Source organism: Embleya sp. NPDC005575, from assembly GCF_040605455.1.
Lineage (GTDB): Bacteria > Actinomycetota > Actinomycetes > Streptomycetales > Streptomycetaceae > Embleya.
The window spans coordinates 1-19,818 of sequence record NZ_JBEXCV010000160.1; the positions used below are offsets into that span (position 1 = coordinate 1).

At 72.4% G+C, this 19,818-nt stretch carries 11 protein-coding genes; all 11 read right to left on the reverse strand.

What is annotated here, in order from left to right; translation table 11 throughout:
• Positions 1 to 66: 66 nt before the first annotated feature.
• Positions 67 to 2,259 (reverse strand): hypothetical protein, encoded by a 2,193-nt coding sequence (locus ABZS54_RS35200; RefSeq protein ID WP_355545649.1) that lies wholly within the window; start codon positions 2,257 to 2,259, stop codon positions 67 to 69.
• The gene (locus ABZS54_RS35205) at positions 2,256 to 2,726 is read right to left on the reverse strand and encodes a hypothetical protein (RefSeq protein WP_355545651.1); all 471 of its coding nucleotides are present in this window, start codon (positions 2,724 to 2,726) and stop codon (positions 2,256 to 2,258) included. Before ABZS54_RS35205 ends, ABZS54_RS35200 begins: the two co-directional genes overlap by 4 nt.
• Positions 2,727 to 2,744: 18 nt before the next feature.
• The gene (locus ABZS54_RS35210; protein ID WP_355545653.1) at positions 2,745 to 4,676 is read right to left on the reverse strand and encodes a hypothetical protein; all 1,932 of its coding nucleotides are present in this window, start codon (positions 4,674 to 4,676) and stop codon (positions 2,745 to 2,747) included.
• A gap of 1 nt (position 4,677) precedes the next feature.
• Positions 4,678 to 6,819: a hypothetical protein gene (locus ABZS54_RS35215; protein ID WP_355545655.1), complete on the reverse strand. Its 2,142-nt coding sequence runs from the start codon at positions 6,817 to 6,819 to the stop codon at positions 4,678 to 4,680.
• A 25-nt stretch (positions 6,820 to 6,844) separates the two neighbouring features.
• Positions 6,845 to 7,930: a hypothetical protein gene (locus tag ABZS54_RS35220; RefSeq protein ID WP_355545657.1), complete on the reverse strand. Its 1,086-nt coding sequence runs from the start codon at positions 7,928 to 7,930 to the stop codon at positions 6,845 to 6,847.
• Positions 7,927 to 10,371 (reverse strand): hypothetical protein, encoded by a 2,445-nt coding sequence (locus ABZS54_RS35225; protein WP_355545659.1) that lies wholly within the window; start codon positions 10,369 to 10,371, stop codon positions 7,927 to 7,929. Before ABZS54_RS35225 ends, ABZS54_RS35220 begins: the two co-directional genes overlap by 4 nt.
• A complete protein-coding gene (locus ABZS54_RS35230; RefSeq protein ID WP_355545661.1) occupies positions 10,368 to 14,333 on the reverse strand; it encodes a tubulin-like doman-containing protein in 3,966 nt (1,321 codons plus the stop codon). The genes ABZS54_RS35225 and ABZS54_RS35230 overlap by 4 nt, the downstream gene beginning before the upstream one ends.
• A 72-nt stretch (positions 14,334 to 14,405) precedes the next feature.
• The gene (locus ABZS54_RS35235) at positions 14,406 to 16,721 is read right to left on the reverse strand and encodes a vWA domain-containing protein (RefSeq protein ID WP_355545663.1); all 2,316 of its coding nucleotides are present in this window, start codon (positions 16,719 to 16,721) and stop codon (positions 14,406 to 14,408) included.
• Between the two features lie 368 nt (positions 16,722 to 17,089).
• Positions 17,090 to 18,076 carry a pseudouridine synthase gene (locus tag ABZS54_RS35240; protein ID WP_020555596.1) on the reverse strand — a complete coding sequence of 329 codons (987 nt, stop codon included), beginning with the start codon at positions 18,074 to 18,076 and terminating at the stop codon, positions 17,090 to 17,092.
• Positions 18,076 to 18,747 carry an SMC-Scp complex subunit ScpB gene (scpB, locus tag ABZS54_RS35245; RefSeq protein WP_355545665.1) on the reverse strand — a complete coding sequence of 224 codons (672 nt, stop codon included), beginning with the start codon at positions 18,745 to 18,747 and terminating at the stop codon, positions 18,076 to 18,078. Before scpB ends, ABZS54_RS35240 begins: the two co-directional genes overlap by 1 nt.
• A 179-nt stretch (positions 18,748 to 18,926) precedes the next feature.
• On the reverse strand, positions 18,927 to 19,808 hold the full coding sequence (locus tag ABZS54_RS35250) for a segregation/condensation protein A (RefSeq protein ID WP_355545667.1): 882 nt from the start codon (positions 19,806 to 19,808) through the stop codon (positions 18,927 to 18,929).
• Positions 19,809 to 19,818 lie beyond the last annotated feature (10 nt).

The following is a 19,818-nucleotide window of genomic DNA, read 5'->3' on the forward strand; positions in this document are numbered from 1 at the left end:
CGCCGAACCCGCTGATCGAGGAGATCCTGTTGAACTCCCGATGGGGCGAGGACTTCCGCACCGATCTCAGCGTGGCGGGTTCTGCTCCGCCCAACGGCGCCCGAGTTCGGTGCGGAAGTCCTCGCCCCATCGGGAGTTCAACAGGATCTCCTCGATCAGCGGGTTCGGCGAGCGATCCCGGCGGTCGGAGAGCACGCAGATCGCGATCTGGCGCAACACGCCCTTGGTGTCGGTCTTGGGCGCCAGCACCACCACGAGCAGTTGTTCGAAGAGCTTGCGGGTGCGCTTGTCGCCCGCGCCGGCCGCTTCGAGGCGGTCGCCGAACTGCTCGGCGTCCAGCAAGGTTTCGCGCATCGCCCGCAGGTCGTCCGGGTTCCACGCCTCCGGCGCCAGCTGCCGGCGGCGCTGTTCCAGGCGCGTGGTCAGCCGGTCCGCGATCACCGGCAACACCCGTAGGTCGGCGAGCCGCAGCGCGACCGCGAGCGTGACGATGTTGTCGATGCCGGCGACCTCGGTCTTGGCCGCGCCGCCGCCGAGCGCGCGTTCGCGCAGCGTGGGCTTGTCCGGGAGGCGCTTGACCGCGCGCCGTATCTTGTCCACCTCGGTGTCCGGGATGTTGTACTCGGCCCACGAACTCCACGGCGCGTTCCGGGCGCTGGCGGGCAGTGCGCCCGGGGTCGGCGGGCTCCCCGTCCCGCCGCCGGCCCGGCGATCCGGGTTCGTGTCCGGGTCGGCGTCCGAGTCGTCCTCGGTGAGCGGCAGCGCGGGTATCGGCAGTTCGCCGCGCTCCTCCTCGAAGCCCGGCCACGGCCCGGTGAAGGCGTCCTCGATCTCCTCGAACACCGCGCCGTCGTCGGCGAGCCAGATCACGTCCGGGGTCTCGCTCGGCTCGGCCGCCTCACTCGTACGCACCGGCTCGGTCGCCCGCACCGGCTCCGGCGGCGCCTTCGGGGCCACCATCGGGCGGGGCACCCGCGCCTTCGCGGAGACCGTCGACCGGGCCGGCTCCGCCGCGTACGGAAAGGCCGGCTCCTCCTCGGCGGCCCCCGCCACCGTGACCACCCGCGGCTCGCGTGGATCCCGTTCGACGCGCCCGGCGCGGTCCGCCCGCTCGGGCCGCCCGACCCGCTCGGGCCGCCCGACCTGCTCGACCTGCTCGACCGGTTCGACCCGTTGTGCCCGCGCCGCCCGCTCGATCGGTTCGTCCCGCGCCGGCCGCTCGGACCGACCCGATGCCGGGGCGGCCACGGGCCCCGGTTCGGGAGCCCTCTCCGGTCCGGGTTCGGCGACCTCGACGCCCGGCACCCGGGCCCCGGCGGTCCACCGGCCCAACCGGGTGCAGATTTCCCGGGACCGCTCCTCGGCCCGCTCGTGTGGGAACCGGCGCAGGTCGAGCATGCCCTCCAGGAGTCGGTGGACGCCCGACCAGTCGGTGTCCACGTACCGGCTCACCAGCAACGCCGCCGCATGCGCGTGCACATCCGAACCCGCCTTGGGCTCCTCCCGCGCCAGCAGCCCATATCGACCCGCCCACGGCTGCGCGTCCCGCGGCCGGCGCGGCAGCACCACGAACCTCGGCTTGGCCGAGTGGGCCAACGTCTCGAACGTGGAGAACGTGAAGGCCCCCGGAACCAGCCGCGGGAGCAGATCGGCGAGCCCCCACAGCACCGGCACCGGGTCGATCCCGACGTCCGCCTGCTGGAACGCGAAGAATCGGCTCGGGTGGCGCAGCACCGCGGCCACCGTGACCTCCAACAGGTGCGCCTGGCCGCGGGCCCGCCCACGCAACCATTCGGCGTTGCCGTCGAGCGCGGCCTCCACGAAGTCCCGTTCGAGCGGGGCGAGTCCGTAGCCGCGCGGGATGTCCTCCAGGGGCGTCTCGTCCGCCCACACCGCTTCCTGGGTGAGCACCAGCGCGCGGTGCGGGCCCAGGTCACGGCCCGGGTCGAGGAGGACGCGCGCGTTGTTGCCCTCGACCACGTACTCGCGCCGGATCACCGCGGCACCTCGACCGGTGTGCACCAGCGCGACACTGGTCACCGGCGCTCCGCGGTCGTCCACGTCGACCGCCACATGCTCGCGCAAGTCGTCGTGCCAGGCCCGGAGTTCGTCCCGGGACACCGAGGAAGCGATCGGTCCCAGTCCGCGCCCGCCGAGCAGGCTGTCGTCCTGGCGTCGGTAGACGATCTGCCGAAACCCGCCCGCGTCGGCAGCGGCCGGCGGCTGGTTCCCTCGCGGCTGCGCCGCCCGTACGGTCATGGCTGCGGTTCCGTCCTGTTTGGCGCGATGTCGAGGTCCTCCAGGGCGAGTCGACCGTATTCGAGCAGGAACGGCTCGCGATAGCGGGTGAACCAGGGCGCGGCGCACAACACGCGCCGATACTCGTCCCACAGCGGATAGGGCGTCCGGAGCTGCCACGCCGTGCCCGCGATGTCCGCACCGAAGGTGGGGAGTCTGCCGTGGGCCACGATGAGCCCGGCCATCTCCCCCGACAACCGGCTGAGTAGCTCACGCGGGGCACCGCGGCCGTCGAGGGTCATGATGTCCTCGTGCAGCCGGCCGAGTACCGACGCGTATGCATGCCTTTGATGCCAATCCAACCGCTGCTCGCCCTGGTACGCGCGGTGTACGACGTTCTGGTGTCGGTGGACGATCTGCCGAAACCCGTCCGCGTCGGCAGCGGCCCGCGGCTGGTTCCCTCGCGGCTGCGCCGCCCGTGCCGTCATGGGTACGGTTCCGTCCTGTCATGGCGTGATGTCGAGTTCCTCGAACATGAGCCGACCGCACTCGCGCTGGAGCAGCCCATAGCAGTCGGCGCTCGACATCGCGTGCACCAGAACGCGTTGGTAGCGCCTCCAGCCTCCGTCGAACGTGCGAAGTCGCATGACCGTGCCCGCGACACCGGCGACGAAGTGCGGAAAGCGATCGCTGTCCTGGGCAACCATCCGGGCCATCCTCCCCAGCAGGGTGTGCAGCAACTCCTCCTCCACCCCGCAGTCGGCGAGGGTGGCGATGCCCTCGTGCAGTCGCACGAGCACCTCCGCATAGGCACGCAGGGAGCGCCACTCAGGCCGCGGATTCGCGTACTCGTGATCGACTCGGACGGCCAGGTTCCACACCACCGCCTCCAGCAGTGGCGACTCGACGAGCAGCAGCGCGGCCGCGAGCGAGCCTGTGTCGGCCCGAGCGATCGCCTTGCCGACCCGCAGGGTCTCCCGACCGCCGTTCTCGGCCATCTGTTCGGCGGCCTGCCGCAGCGCCGTGAATCCGTCCTGGGTCGCCATCAAGTCGTACCACGCGTCCCAGTCCCACCGGCCCCGCGCGGACCAGGCCGAAGTGTCCTGGGGCAGTTCGGGACGATTCACGGACCCGGTGGCCTCGGGGCGGACCGACTCCGCCGGGGGCGCCGGTCGGTTTGGACGAGTCGGACCGGGCACGGACGGACCGCTGCCGACCCGGCCCGTCCACGCCGAGGACGCGCCGCCCGAGTCCCCCGCCACGGGAGCGTCCCGCCGGGCACGCGCGTCGTAGGCACCGGCCCGGTCCGGCGCTTCCCGGTCCAAGTACTCGGCCCACGGGTTCGGTTCGTCCTGTTCGTCGTGCTCTTGGGTCCACGTGTCGGTGTACTCGGTCGTCGCCGAATCCTGGGAATACCCCAGCTTCGACCATCCCACGACCGGGCTGTCCATCTCACCCGCCGGGTCGTCCCGCGATACCGGGCCGACCGCCGGTATCGGGTGCGTCGCGCCGGGTGCGGGTCCGAGCACGTGGTTGGCACGGTCCAGGTTCGACGCGTCGGTCCCGACCGCGTCGTCGAGTTCCCGCAGCGTGCCCAGCATCTCGGCCCACGACCACTCGCCGTAGCGCCGCACCAGAACGCGTGCGGCCTCGCGGAACACGTCCTGCCCCGGTTCGGCGCGCGGGTCGATCCGGACCCGGCCGGCCGGCTCCGGCGTGTTGGGCCAGCGTGGCACCAGCACGAAACTCGGCTTCACCGCCGCGTCGCTGGTCTCGTACGTGGAGAAGGTCCTTCCCCCCGGTGCCACCCACCCCGCCAGGTCGAACACGCCCCAGAGCAGCGGCACGATGTCCGCACCGACATGCTCGGTGAGCAAGGTGAACTTCCGATCCTGGTTGCGCATCACCGCCGCCAGCACGACCTCGACCAGTTCCGCATGCTCCCGCGCCTGGGCGCGGATCGTCTCGTGCACGTCGGCGCGGTGCGCGTCCGGGCAGATCGACACCCCACCCAGCGCCACGTCGTCCCGCACGTCGAGGCGCGGGATCCCCGATCCGGTCAGCCCGCCGCCGTACCGGTCGTGCAGCCACACGGCCGCCAGCATGGTGTGCGGCCGGATCACGCGTTCGGGGTCGAGCAGCACGTGCGCGTTGTTGCCGGGCCGGTTGCTGGCGTGGATCGCGGCCTCGCGCAGGATCAGCGCGTGCCGGTCCCCCGGGAGGTGCACCCGGCACATGCTCCAGTCGGGCGTCTCCGGCAGGGAACGGTCCATCGAGACATGGCTGTTCAGGCCCCGGTCCCACTCCTGGAGTCGTTCGCGATCGAGCGAGCCGGCGACCGGGCCCATGCCCTGGCGGCCGAACAGGTCCCCGTAGCTCCAGCGATACACGATCTGATCCAGCGGATCCCGCTCGTCCGCTCCGGTCTCCGACGCCATCTCACACCCCCACGCGCTCGACCCCGGCCTGATCGAGCATGTCGCACATCGCCAGGATCGACACGATGGGTTCGAGAACACGTCGCGGCCGGATGCCGCCGGGGAAGCGGCCGTCCCGGTCGCGGGCCCCGGTGGCCGACACGAAATGCATCGTGCAGCGCCGGAATTCCTCGAACGGACTGAGCCAGGCCACCGCGTCGTGAGCGTGCAGGAAGGAGTACACGTCGCGGCTCTCGGCGGCCACCCGTGCCGGGTCCACCTGCCCGGGCCTGGGCGGGTGCGAGCCCAACCAGGCGTCCACGGGCGGCTCGAACCGGATCAGGTCGGACTTGGTCACCGCGACCGTGACCGGCCGGCCGAGCAACTCCGCGGTACGCGGCAGCCGGTCCATCACCGCGGCGAAGGTCCGGTCGCCCCGCCGGACGCCGGGTGCGTCCTCGCCCTCGCCGGTCAGCCGGCGCAACTCGGGCAGGTCGACCGCGACCACCGGGTCCACCACGAAGACGAACGCGTCGGCGGCGGCCAGGAATTGCATTTCCCGGCCACCCCTGGCCAGGTCCTCGCCGCTGACGTCGAAGAAGGCGATCGGCCGGGTCCGGCCGGCCGAGCGCAGCAGCAGCGCGTCGGCGAACTGGACCAGGTTCCCCTGGTGGTTGACCGTGGTCGCGAGCATGGTCCCGCGTTGGAGCGGGTCGACCCTGTTGCGCAGGTAGTCCTGATGCTGGTCGGGGTCCACCGGCTGGTGCGTCACACCGTACGGGCGCAGCCCGCCGGCGTCGATCTCGGCGATCATCGCGGCGAGCAGGTGCGTCTTGCCGGAGAGACCGTCCCCGATCAGCCCGATCACCAGTGGCGGTTCGTGGATCAGGTAGTTGGTGGGCAGGTAGTGCTCGCGCTCCTCGTCCCCGCCGGGGTTGGGGCAGCGCATGAAGGTCGCGCGCAGCCGGTCGTGCCGCTTGACCGGGTCGGTGACCGTGCTCAGGTTCACCCGTTCGTAGCGCAGCCGGTCGTCGCGCTCGTAGAGGTCGTTCTCGTTCCATCGGATCAGGTCCAGGCAATAGGGGCAGCGCACCTCGGGTCGATTCGGGTCGATGGGACCGGCCGCCGGAGCGGCGGCCGGTTGGGCACCGGGGGACGACACCTGGGGCGGCACGCGGGGCATCTCCCGGGTGCCCTCTTCCGGCGGTTGTTCCGCCCTGGTCCCGGGTGACGTGCGCGGCTTGGTCCTCGCCTCCCGGCGGGCGCCGAGCGCGTCCAGCCGGCCCCGGATCTCCTCCACCCGGGTCGCCTCGGGCAGCGTGTGCACCTCGGTGGGCACGTTGAGCAGCCGGTGGAAGCCCGCCCACCCCTCGCCCACATAGTGCTTCACCATCCGCCGGGCGAGTTCGCGATGCGCGTCGAACGGCTCGTCGCGTCCGGTCAGATCGACCCGCACCCGGGTCCCGGGCCCGGCGCCGGGCACCCGGGGCAGGATGACGAACCGGGGTGCGCCCTTGGGATCGGGGGTCGTGTCGTCGACCTCGAAGGTGGAGAACGTCCACGGCCCCGGCAGCAGCGCGGTGAGCAGGTGTTGCAGGCCCCACAGCAGCGCCGTGGCGTCCTCGGTGGTGGCCGGCAGCAGGGCCACCCGGGCCCGGGGCCGGCGCAGCACCGCGGCGGTGAACACCTCCAGCGGGTCGCCGAGCCGGCGGGCCCGCTCGTGCAGGCCGCCGGCGGCGAGTTCGAATGCCTCGGCCAGCCGCTCGTCGGCGAGCGGCTTGAGGCCGTAGCCGGCCGGGGTCCGGTCCGGGTCGAGCGCGCCGGGTGCCCGCGCCTCCAGCGAGCCCCACGCGATGGCGTCGAACGGCGCGATGCTGTCCCGCGGGCCGACCAGGACGTGCGCGGAGTTGTTCAGCCGCTGACGGCGCGCGTCGGCGGTGAACGCGCGGCGCACGAGTGCGACGCCCAGCGGGGTGTCGAGCAGACACACGCTGGAGGCCGGGCAGGCGGGGTCGCCGTAGTCCATCGTGACCGCGTCGGCCAACCGGGTGCGGGTGTGCCAGCCGAAGAGTTCGTCACGGCTCAGGGACGTGGCGACCGGGACGATGCCGCGGCGCCCGAGCAGCCCGTCGGGGTCCCAGCGGTACACGATCTGATGCAGCATCAGCCGACCTCACCTGCCGTCGCGTTCAACTCGGTTGGTTCTTTCCGAAGAGCCGGAACCGGCCCGGCCTCGGCTCGGTGACCGGCGGGTTCGCCGGTTTGGGCGGGATGCCGCCCGGCGGTGGGACGAAGGCGGTCGGCGGGCCGTCGGGAGCGGCCGGCGACGGCGGTTGGCCCTCCAGCGGCATGCGCTGCCGTTTGCGCTGTAGGGCCGCCTCGTAGCCGCGCCGGCCCTCGGCGAGCGGGTCGTACTGGGCGTGGCCGTGCACGTACGGGTCCGGTTCGGCGAGCCGGCGCAGCACCTCCGCCGCACTCGGCCGACGCTGCGGGTCCGTCTCGAACACGCCCTGGAACAGGTCGAACAGCAGGCCCTGGCTCTCCACCCCGGCCGGGACCATGCCCTGGCGGACCGGGCGGCCGATGGTGACGTGGTAGGCGACCTGGGCGGCCGACCACAGGTCGTCGCGCGGGTCGGCGGGCCCGGGCCCGCGCAGTGGGCCCGGCGCGGCCCACAGCGCGGCGCCCAGGCTGCTGCGGGGCTCGCCCGCGAGCGCGGCGTGGTCGAAGTCGGCGATGTACAACCGGCGCTGCTCGCGCTGCCAGCGCACGCTGGTGGGAGTCAGGTCGCCATGCACGACGCCGGCCGTCTCCAGGTGGCGGACGGTACGAAAAAGCGCACGTCGAAAGGCGTCTTGTTCCTCGGTCAGCAGCTTGCCCACCACGTCCTGGGCGGGCGGGCAGGGCACCGCCTCCAGCAGCAGGAACGGCTCGACGCCGTCGAAGTCGTGCCCGGCGATGCGGGCCAGCTCACGCGGGTGGTCGGCCGGTCCGAACGTGCGCGCGAGCCGAAGCAGCACCCGGATCTCGGTCTCCAGGCCCGCCTCCGCACCGGCCCGGCGACGCGCGTCCATCGGACCGAGCCGCTTTTGCACGAACGTACTGCCGTCCTCCACGTCCCGAACGTCGCGGATGCGAAAGGGACGGCCGGGAGCGGCCGGTCGGTCCGGGCCGAACTCGACGCGGCGTTCCACCGACCGGCCCTCGGGGTCGGTGTATCCGAGCTTCTCCTCCCGGGATTCGCCCGGCCGCCCGGGCGCTCCCGCCGTGCTCACGAGGCCCATCCCTCGTCGTGGCGGGCGGCCGATCCGCCCGCGTGGTCCGGCGCGCCGTCGACGCTTTCCTCCCACATCCCCGCGTCGTCCACCGAACCCGGCAGCAGCGGCAGCAGGCGCAGCACGCCGGCCATCCGGCCGGCGCCGGTCCACACCAGTTCGTGGTCCACGAGGTGGCCGTCGCCGCGCTCGCGCAGGGCCTCGCGAACGGCCGGGCGCACCCCGCGCGGCGCGAAGCGCACACTGCGGATGCGTGTGGGGACGTGGTCGAGCAGCATCAACTGGTCGGTCGCGCACAGTTGGAGCATGGACCGGTCCGCAGGCTGGGCGAGCAGTGTGGCGATCCGGTCCGCGTCGCCGCCGGCCGTGTTGCCGACGTGCGGGCGATCCTGGCTGCGGCGCGCGAACGGCGGCGCGGCCTGGACCCCGTGGTGGGCGAGGTGGTCGGCGTACGAGCGCAGCACGCGCCGCAGTTCGCGTTCCGTGCCCTGCCGGGACGCCTCCGCCGGATCCCCTTCCAGCAGCGACCACATCGGTTCGAACGCGGCGTGCAGCCCGTCCACCAGGTCGCCGAGCACGACGTCGTACAGACTCGAGCCCGCGCTCGGCGGCGGCGTCGAGGGCGGTGCGGGCCGACCGGGGGACGGACGGCTGCCGGTGTCGTATCCCGTCGTGGTCGGCTCGGGACCGGCCGGCTCACGCACGAGTTGCCGCTCGATCGCGGTCGTGTCCTCGTCGAGGACCTTGGCGCTCTCCTCCAGCAGCGCGGCCAGCACGATCGCCCGGTCCACCGCCTCGCGGCGCGGACCCGCCAGCGCCCAGTCGTTCCACACCGTGCGTACGAGCAGCGCGTGCAGCGCGTGCAGCGTCCGACCGGCCGCGCCGAGCGCCAACGTGCGCTCCCAGCGCCGCACCCGCACCGCCCAGTCCACACCGGGTAGCACGACGAGCAGGGCCGGGCCGAGCACGAGGGCCAGTGGGCCGACGCCGGTCGGCGGCCCCCACGCGCGTCCGGCGAGCACCCCGCCGACCGCGCCGACCAGCGCGACCAGGCCGGCCGACACGATCATCGACAACGCCTCGGCGGGCAGCATCGCGCCGCCTTGGCGGTCGGGACGGCGCAGCGCGATCAGCGTCGCCCCGAACACCGCGAGCAGCACCGCGAGGGTGGCGCCGACCACGGCGAAGGCGGGCCACAGCGCGGTCAGGAACGAGCCGACCAGCAGCCCTCCGACGACCCCGATGTGCGCCGGACCGAGCGGGAACGCGGCCGGGCGCAGATAGTGCGCGAGGAAGCCGTCGGAGCAGGTCTGGTCCACCTCGAACGCCCGCGAGGCGCCCGCGCCGGGACTGATCCGGTCGGCCAACTCGCGCAGCCGCTCGGCCAGTCCGCGCAACCCCTCGGGTCGGTCGAAGGCGGCTGCGGTGCGCTCGCGCAGCGCGCCGGCCACCGAGGTCACACTCAGTCCGGGCGGCTCCGGGATCAGCACGCCGACCTGGTCCAGCCAGGCCCGCCCGTCCGCGTCGAAGCTGGCCGCGCCCTGGCCCACGGTCTGGCGGACCAGGTCCCGGTATTCGCCCAGCGCGGTCGCGGAGTCGGCGATCTGATCGTGGATCGGCCGCCCGTCGCGGCCGGCCGAGCCGTACAGCGCGAGCGGGCCGGCCAGCAGCGACAGGCGCCGTTGCGCGTGCCCGAAGCCCTGGTCGACATGCGCCCACCGGGCACCCAGCGGGCTGTCGGCGCGCACACATTCGCGGATGCCGCCGCCGACCGCGGCGAGCCCGGTGCCCTGGTTGTCGGCGAGGGCCGCGAGCGGCTCGGGCCACGGCTCGTCCACGCCGCCCTCGGCGCCGACCAGCCGCTGCGTCGCCCGGATCCGGGCCCGCTGTACCGCGTCGTCGCGGATCCGGTGCACGAACGCGTTCAGTCCCGGCGCCGCGACCGAGCGAGGCATCTCGGTCACCCCGGCGAGCACGTGATCGAAGACCTCGGGTTCGGTGAGCACGTCGACCAGCGGGACGAGCGCGTCCGCGTCGTCCGGCCGCAGGGTGGTCCCGGGTGCCCGGCCCGGCTCCCAATCCGTGCCCCGGACGTCGCCGACCCACAGCGTGGCCGCGTCGCTGCCCACGAGTTGGCCCGGGCGGCGCAGCACGATCGAGCCGTCCACGGGCGAGCCGACCGCGACGCACACGACCTTGATGTACTCGCTGCCGAAGATGCGTTCGTAGGCCCGCCGGTGGGCGACCAGGTCGTCCACGGTGTCGAGCACGAGCACCCGGTCGGCGGCCACGTTCAGGGTGCCGGCGGGCACCCGGGTACGCGCGTACGCGGTCTGTACGTCGGCGAACCGCCTGGCCGCCATGACCGCTTCGTACTCGCTGCGCAGGTCGACCACGACCACCAGCGGGCGCGGCGCGCCCGCGTCGACGGAGTCGGTCACCAGCCACCCCCGGGCGTCTCGCGCTCATCGTGCTCGTCCGGCAGCGGCAGGGTCCGGTCCGAGCCGTCCAGACGCACCGTGCGGTCCTCGGGATCCGCGTCCGCGCGCCCGGCCCCGGCGCGCGGGTCGAACGGGCCGTGCGGGTCCCGGGCCCGGTACGGGTCGTGCGGATCGCCCGCACCCCGCGCCGGCCCGCGGGTCTCGCCCGACTCCCCCGGGTCGTACGGATCGTAGGGGTCGTAGGGGTCGTACGGCTCCCGCCGGGCCCGCCGCTCGGCGGTCGGCGGTCGGTCCGGGCCGTCCCGATCGTCGCGGCCGCGGTCGCGCCGCTCGGGCTTGTCCAGGTTCGGCCGGCCCGGGTCGCCGGTCTCCGGCAACTCGCGCGCCTGCCCCCACTCCTGCGGATCACGCGGCGCGCGTTCCCGCGAAGCGCTCGACTCCTGCTCGTCCCGCCACTCGCGCGAGCCCCGCGGCTCCCTCGGCTCGCGGCCGTCCCGCCGATCCGGGTCGCCGTCGTCGAACACCGGACCACCCGACTCGCGTCCGGCCCGCCGCTCCCACTCCCGCGGGTCCCGGTCGGCCCGGGTCTCCCTCCGCGGTCGCGGGTCCCGTCGCTCGGCCCACTCCTCGCGCACTTCCCGGTCGTCGCGCACCCGCTCGGCCGCCCGCCGCTCCCATCCGGAGCCGCGCTCGTCCCACTCCCGGTCACCGTCCCGCCCGTTGCCGGGCTCGTCCCGGTCCCGGTCCCGCCACTCTCGATCCCGCACGTCCCCGCGCCCGCCGAACCCGTCATCGTCGCCCGCCGCCCGGTCGTCGTGGTCCAGTTCGCGCAGCGAGTCCCGGTTGGCACCGTGATGCGAGAAGGAAAGGTCGAGTGCGGCGGGCAGCGTGACCTCCCACAGCCGCAGCAGCTCCTCCGCCCAGCCCCGGCTGCGCTCCGGCAGCCGGTCGCGCAGTTCCTTGAGCACCTTGACCTGCCGCGGCGCGACGTCGTGCACGAAGTGCCGGTACAGCGGCGAGGGTTCACGCACCCGCGAGCTCAGGCCCTCGGGATGGGTGAGCATCAACTGCTTGGCGAACTCCCGGCGCACCGGGGCGTCGTCGGTCAGCGTCCACTCCTCGTAGGCGCGCAGCAGGCTGCCCCACGAGGAGGCCCGGTCGAATGGGCGCAGCGGCAGCTTCATCACGGTCGGCCCGTGCGGCAGCCGAATGTCGATCACCTCGGGCGAGGACCGCTCCCCGCGCGCGACCTCGACCTGCCCGTTCCACATCGCGCACAGCAGCCGGTGCAGGATGTACGCCCGGTGTTTCTCGGTGGTGGCCAGCCAGTCGTAGGTGAAGCCCAGCCGCTGGCGCCACTTGAGGAAGTCGACCGGTTCCTGCCGGTCCAGCGAGCGCGACCACTGCGCGAGCACCTGGCGCACCTCGGGCACCTCGGTCAGGCTCATCGCGCTGCGGAAGAGCACCACCACGATCGACTCCTGCTCGACCGCGCGGAACTCGATCTTTCGGGAGGGCTCGTTGGGGATGTTCAGCATGCGTTCCAGGTACTGCCGCACCTCCGTGTCGTGCGAGGTGCCCGGGTGGGCGATCAGCACCTTGAGTTCGCCGCTGCCTTCGGGCGAGAAGCCGTTGGGCAGCATGCCCGCGAGCTTTTGCACGAACTGTTCGAGGTCCTCCTCGCCCACCACGGCCCCGCGCCGGGTCGCCGCACGGGTGAGCAGGTCGCGCACCGGCGGCAGCAGCGGCTGCGCATTGAGCTCGCCGGTCTGCACGAACAGGGTCTTGACATGCTGCTTGATCTGGTCGCGCACGTAGGTGACGGCGGCCGGGCCGCCCTCGCGCTCCTCGCCCAGTTCGTAGGCGCGCTGCCAGATGCCCGCGCCGAGCAGCTTGCCGACGATCTGCGCGGCGCCCGCCGTCTCGGGCAGCCGCTCGCGGTCCACGAAGCGGCGCAACACGTGGCGGTAGAACGACTCCAGGTTGCCCTGCGGCGGCAGCAGGTAGGAGACCCCGGAGCGCTGCCGATACAGCTCGCGGGTGGCCTGGCCGAAGTTCGCCTCCTCCTGGTCGCGGTGGTCGTTGAAGGCCTGCCCCAGGCCGTCCACGACGTGCCGCAGGTAGACCATCTTGCGATCCCACACCTCGGCCTGACTTCCCCACTGGGCATGCCAGTTGCGCCGCGAGCGCCACTCGAACCACTGTTGCTGCGCACCCAGCGCACGCTGCACCTCGGGATCGCCCCACTTGGCCTTGACCACCCCGCCCGCGCGGTCCTTGATCGCGGGTATGTGCGGCGCGTTCACGGTGATCCCGGGTGGCGGCGTCGGCTCGGTGCTGCAGTGCGCGAGCAGCCCGGCCACCCCGGGCCGGTCCGTGTCGCTGTACAGCCGCCGGTCGCCGAAGAGCACCCGGCGGGCGCGGAACAGATCGCCGTCGGAGAGCAGTTGCCGAATCCCGCGAGCGTGGTTGAACTCCTCGGCCAACTGTGAGGTATGCGAGCGCAGTTGGGCCTCCTGCTGGCGCAGTGCCTGCTCCATCGCCCGGGTGCGCGCGTTGAGCGCCTGCATGATGTCCGCCGCGCCCTTGGCCGGCGACGGGTCGGCGACGTGCGGCGGCGCGCACAGCCACAGTTCGCCCAGGCCGGACACCGACATGAAGGACTTGATCTGCTCCAGGTTGGCCTCGGAGGACACCCGGACGTCCGAGGTCAGATCGCGCACGGCCTGGGCGAGCAGTCGGCCGGCGACGATGTCGGCGAGCTCGTCCACCGGTACGGTCATCGAGGCGACCAGGCTGGTGGACACCCCGCAGGCGCCGATCCCACTCGGCGCCGGGATCTCGCGGCGGACCCCCTCGTTGATGAAGCTGTCCGCGAACGACTGGTACAGGTCGCCCTGGATGACCGCGTTCTCCAACTCGGGCCCGCCCGGGTTGAGCCCGGTGCCGATCAGCGACATCACCAGGGACACCACCGAGCGGTGCAGGTCCTCGCGCTCGATCCCGCTGGTACGGCTGAACAGGAACCCGGTCTGCACGGTGCCCGCCTTGAGTCGGGTGGACTCCAGACCGGGATAGCGCACGGCCAGGTTGCCGGTCGGCACGCCGAGCCCGGTGTCGAGTTCCTCCTGCGCGTACTGCCCGTTCTGGTCGTCGACCAGTTGGAACAGGTCGAGCAGCGCACGACCGGCGTTGAGCACCGCGGGTCGCCCGCCGCCGCGTTCCTCGTCGAACGCGGACGGCATCAGCACGAGCGGGTAGATCTTGATCCCGTCGTAACCCTGTGAAAATGCCTCGCCGATCAGGTGCAGGTAGTCGTAGAAGATCCCGCAACCGGTGCCGCCGGCGATCGAGAACGCGACGAACACGTCGCACGTGTTGCGGTTGTGATGGTTGCCGCTGAGCGCCATCAGGTGGTCGTTGCCGTTGCTGATCAGGCCGACCGCACGGCGCAACGGGTCCATCGCGGGCGCGAGTCCGTGCCGGAAGGTCTCGAACAGGGCCGCGCGCCCGACGGTGGGCAACTGCCCCGCGCCGCGCCGCAGCGGCGTCACCCGCGGCTCGCCCTCACGGGCGGGCAACCACGGGATGGTCTCCTCCGCCGCGTTGATCCGCAACGAACGGGCCACCTCGGGATAGGTGTTCAGCGGCGGCACCAGCTGAGTGGTCAGGTGCGCGTTGCGGTCGGCGGCGGCCCGGTGCGCGGGCGGCGCGGCACGCAGCCGCTGGCGCTGCAACTCGTTCTCGTTGAGGTCGGCGTAGACGAACTGGATGCAGTTGGGCAGTTGGTACGGGGCCAGTTGGCCACCGAGCCGCTGCATCAGGCCGGTGCCGTCGGCACCGCACAGTTCCTCGCGCAGCCGTCGTTCGAGTTCGGCTCCGATCAGACATCCGGTACCGCCCAGGCCCACGAACAGCATGGACTGGTGGATGGACATGCCCCTGCGGCCTTGCGCTGCCACGGGCCCTCCTCGAAAAGTGCGTGAAGTGCGAGTTCAGATGCCCGGGCCCCCGCGCCCGGTACTGCAACAGCACTAGCGCGGGGGTCCGTAGCCGAACGTGGTGTCGTCGGAGCCCGCGCCGGGCCCGGGATCCGCGGCGGGTCCCGAGCCGTACGGGCCGTACGGGTTGTACGGCTGGTCGGATCCGTAGGCCCCCTCGCCGTACGGCCGCGGGGGCGCGGCCGTGGGCGCGGTGGAGCCGTACGGGCCATAGGGCTCACTCGACCCGGAACTCCCCCCGGACGGCGCCGCGTTGTGGACCCGGTCGTCCGTGAAGCCGAGCGCGAGCCCGGGCTCGATCTCGGTGGCCCGGCCCGATTCCAGGTGCAGGTGCGTGCCGAGCGGGGTCTCCACGTCCAGAGTGCCGGTCGACGCGGCCCGCCGCACGATCCACGCGGTTCCGGGTTCGTGCTGGTACAGCGGGATCAGTTGGGGCGGGAAGCCGGTGGTGTCCAACCGGAACCACATCGCCTCCGCGCGCTCGTCCAGCGGCCGGGTCTCCACGCCGATCGGCTGCCCGTCGCGGTACAGGCGCAGCGCGATCGGTCCGATCCGACGCGCCCGCCCCCGCCGCTTGGCCAGGAAGGCGAGCAGTCCGAGCAGCAGTGCGATCAGCACGACGCCCCCGATCACCAGCCACAGGTATTCGTCCCAGAAGCCGGGCGGCGGTTCGACGGTGACGGTGCGGGTGGTCTCGAAAAGCAGCTTGTCGCCATCGGTGGTGTCCAGCACCCGGACCCGGCCGGTGTGGTCGCCTTTGGCGATGTTCTTGCCGAACGCGAGCTTGAAGCCGAACTCGTCGGAGCCGGCCGTCACCCGCTGCTCGGCCCCGGTGATCCGCAGCCCGCTGTCCGCCGGGAAGTCGGCGACCACCCGCAGCGTGTGCGGCTTGGCGTCGTTCACCTTCCAGGACACGGTGCCGGCGACACTGCCGCCGGGTTCGATCGTGCCGTCGCCCCACTTGACCTCGGCGGAGACCGCGGCCGGTCCCCCGCCGAGGGTGACCGTCTTGACCTCTCGGGCGCCGGCCACGCCCGGAGCGCTGATCGTGCCGGTGAAACTGACCTGGCCGGTGGTGCCGCCCGGGATCTTGTAGTCGCTGAAGAACTCGCCCTTGTCGCCGGACCGCAGCGCGATGTCCGCCTTGAGTCCGGGTCCCTCGACGTGTCCCGACACCGTGACGCCCTTGAGCGCGGCCGGATCGGTCAGGTTCTTCTCCCGCGTCTGCAGGAAGACGCTGAATTTGACCGGCTCGCCGGCGCTCGGCTGGGGCGGGTCGAGTTGGACGTAGGACTTGACCACGCCCTGCCACAGTGCGGCCGCGCTGACCGGTCCGGAGAAGCCGGCGGGTGCCTTGAGGTGGATCCGCCACTTGCCCGCCACGGGATCGGTGATCCGCAGCGTCTCGGTCCGCGAGCCCTGCCCGCGCTGTTGGGTGCCGGGCGCGTTGTCGACCTGCCTGCCGTCCGGGTCGAAGAACGTGGTCTCGATCCGCTCGTTGGCCTTCTGTACCTGGATGACCACGTCGGTGGCGATCGCCGGGATCGTCACGTTCAGGTCGGCCTCGCCGTTCACCTCGGTCGAATCGGTCTGGGTGACCCCCGCGCAGCGCGCGGTTCCGAACGCCTTGCGCAGGGTCTGCACGACCTCGCCGGAGTCCTTGACCGTGATCGCCTTGGGCTTGTCCTCGGGCCGTTCCGAGCACATCGACGGCGCGCCGCCGTCCGCCATCCGGGCCAGTTGCGCGGCGTCGATCGCGCTGCCGAAACCCAGTGGCCAGATCTGTACGCCCGCCGCCTTCGCCTGGGCCAGCGCGGTGCTCAGGCCCTTGTCCAGCTCGCCCGGGATCCGCGCGGCGTCGTCACCGTAGCCCTCGTCGGGTGAGACCGCCATCGCGCCGTCGGTCAGCACGAACAGGACCTTGGGTTGCCCGGCGGGAGCCGCGGCCAGCATGCTCACACCCTGCCGGATCGCGGCCGGGATATCGGTGTTGTTGCCCTCCTGGTCGGTGCGCGCGTGCAGCTTGTCGGCACACTTGGCCGCCGCCGGATCGGACACCACGGTCAGCTGACAGACCACGTCCACCGGCGGTTTCGTGCCGGCGCCGCTGCCGAAGCCGATCACCCCCACCCGCGATTCGGGCGAGAGCTCGCCGATCGCGGCCAGCGTCGCGGCGTCCTTCTCCCGGTCCAGGTCGGCGCCCTTGAGGCTGCCGGACTCGTCGACCAGGACCGCGTACGAGATCGGCGCGACCTTCAGGCTCGGATCGCCCACCGTGGGATCCGCCGCCCGGGCCGCGCCGGGGATCAGCGCCAGTGCGAGCACGCCGAGCAGAGCTGCGGTGGCCAACCGTCGTGGACGCCGTGTGGAGGGCGCCGGCCGTGGCGCTCCCCGGCGGACAGGCAGCACCAAAATGGTGTCCCCCCTGCTGTCGGCCCCGCGGGCGCGAGGCACACCTCGGGTATTCGGCAACGTTCTAGCAGCAACGTGGGGGGTTACGGGCACCGATCGCGATCACTGGCACACGCTCGGTTCCGAACCGTTATTCAGCCAATGCCCGCGCACCCCCGTGCGGCCTTCCACGATGCACCATCGGGCAGTCCGGCGGAACCGAATCGACCAGATACGAACAACGGCCGCAGCGGTTCCACTCGAAAGTGGAACTGCTGCGGCCGTCGGGGCAGTTGGCTGCCGATGTCGAAACGCGGCGGTGGCGCCTACAGGTCGACCTGGCGGAAGAGCAGGCCGATCTCCTCGTTGGACAACCGGCGGGTGCGGCCCGGCTTCTGGTCGCCCAGCTGAATCGGACCGAACTGCGTGCGCACCAGCCGCTCGACCGGGAAGCCCAGTTCGGCCAGCATGCGCCGGACGATGTGCTTGCGGCCCTCGTGCAGCACCACCTCGACGAGGAAGTTGTTCCCGACGCTGTCCACGATCCGGAAGCTGTCGGCGCGCGCGACGCCGTCCTCCAGTTCGACCCCGGCCTTGAGCTTCTTGCCCAGGTCGCGCGGGATCGGGCCCTGGATCGAGGCGAGGTAGGTCTTGCGCACCTCGTACCGGGGGTGGGTCAGTCGGTTGGACAGCTCGCCGTGATTGGTGAGCAGAATCAGGCCCTCGGTCTCGGTGTCCAGCCGGCCGACATGGAACAGGCGCTGCTCGAACTCGGTGATGTAGTCCGCGATGGTGAACCGGCCGTCCGGGTCGAACATGGTGGACACCACGCCGGTCGGCTTGTTGAACGCGATGTAGGTCTCCGCCGGACGGGTCGGGATGCGCATCCCGTCGACCTTGATCTCCACCGTGTCCGGGTCGACCCGCTTGCCCTGCTCGGTGACCCGCTCGTCGTTGACCTGGACCCGGCCCGCCTCGATCAGGTTCTCGCAGTGCCGGCGGCTGCCGATGCCCGCGTCCGCCATCACCTTCTGCAGGCGGACGCCCTCCTGCTTCTCACGCTCGTTGCGCTCGGTGGAGCGCATCGTGGTGGGACGGCGGTCCGGGCGACCGGTGCTCGCCGACGGGCGGCGGTCCTTGCCACCCGCCGCGCCCGACTTCGGCTGCCCACCCGCGCCGCCTCGACGATTGTCGTCGGCGACCCGGCGGGGCTGCGGAGTATTGCTGCCGCGCCCGGTGCCCCCGCGCTTGTTCACCGAGCGTTCGTTGCCTCGGTCGTTGCCGCCGGAGCCTTGCCTGTTGGTGGGTGCCATCAAACTTCCGTAGTCGTCTCGCCGTCGTCGGGGTCGGCGTGCACCGCCCCGGTATCCCTCCCAGTATCCCCGCTCCGCGCAACCGGGGACGCCGCGCGGTACGGGAAGCCGTCCAACGCCCCCTCGCTCTCCGCCTCCAGCGCCTCGATCTCGGGCAGGAAAGGGGCCAATTCCGGCAACTCGTCGAGCGAGCGCAGGCCCATCCGCTCCAGGAAGAACTCGGTGGTGCGGTACAGCGTGGCCTGGGTCTCGTATTCGATGCCGTACTCCTGCACCAGGCCACGCGCCAGGAGGGTGCGCATCACGCCGTCGCAGTTGACTCCTCGCACCGAGGAGATCCGGCCGCGGCTGACCGGCTGGCGGTAGGCGACCACGGCGAGCGTCTCCAGGGCGGCCTGGGTCAGCTTGGACTGCTGCCCGTCCAGGACGAAGCGCTCGACGGCGGCGGCGTGCTCGGGACGGCTGTAGAACCGCCAGCCGCCGGCCACCTCGCGCAGGTCGAAGCCGCGCCCCTGGGCGGTGTACTCCAGCGCCAGCGTGCGCAACGTGGCCAGCACGTCGGTGAGCGGGTGATCGAGCACCTCGGCGAGCAGGTGTTCGGAGACCGGCTCCTGGACCACCATCAGGATGGCCTCCAGAGCGGCCGGGAGCGCACTGTCCGACACCGGCAGGGCGGGCGGTGGGGTCTTGTCCCGAGCGGCCCGCGGGGCGGGCACGGCGGCCTCGGTGGAGGTCGGCCGCTCGGGCCGCGGCTCCGGGGCGGCATGGACCGCCGGCACCGATGCGGCAGCGGCCGCCGGCTCCGGCCCGATCTCGTCGTCCGGCTCGATCCGAAATGCCTCGTCGTCGCTCACGCGTCCTCCTCGCCCTCGCGCACCACCGTGTCGAACTCGTCGAACTCGACGCCGACCACCACGTCCTCGTCCGTCCCGGCCGTCCATCGCACGGTCAGCTCACCCAGCGCCTCGACCTGGTCGAATCCCACCGCCAACTCGCGGAAGAGTTCGAGCAACACCAGGAACCGGGCGATCACATGCAGCGTGTCCGGTGCGTCCTCGGCCAACTCGGCGAAGGTCGCGCTGCCGGTGCGTCGCAGCCGCTCGACCACTATCGCGGCCTGCTCGCGCACGCTCACCCGCTGCACGTGGATGTGGTCGATCGACACGATCCGCGGCGCCTTGGGGGTCATCGCCTTGGCCGCCAGCCGGGCGAACCGGTCCAGGGACGTGGTGATCACCACCTCGGGCAGCAGGTCCCGGTAGCGCGGCTCCAGGGACACCTCGCGCGGGTAGCGGCGCGACTCCCGGGCCCAGCGGTCCTCCAGAATGCCCGCGATCTGCTTGTACGCCCGGTACTGGAGCAGCCGCGCGAACAGTATGTCCCGCGCCTCCAACAGGGCCAGGTCCTCCTCGTCCTCGACCTCGGCGACCGGCAACAGTCGGGCCGTCTTCAGGTCGAGCAGGGTCGCCGCGATCAGCAGGAACTCGGTGGCCCGGCCCAGATCCCAGTCCGGGCCCTGAGCCCGGATCCACGCAATGAACTCGTCGGTGACCCGGGACAGCGCGACCTCGGTGACGTCCAGCTTGTGCTTGGCGATCAGGCCCAGGAGCAGGTCGAACGGGCCCTCGAAGTTGGCCAGGCTGACCCGGAAGCCGGTGCCGTCGTCCGCCGGGAGCCCGGGGGCGGGGCCGGGGGCGGCCGGCGGGCCCGGCCTGCCTACGGACTCCGGCACTGCCCGCGCG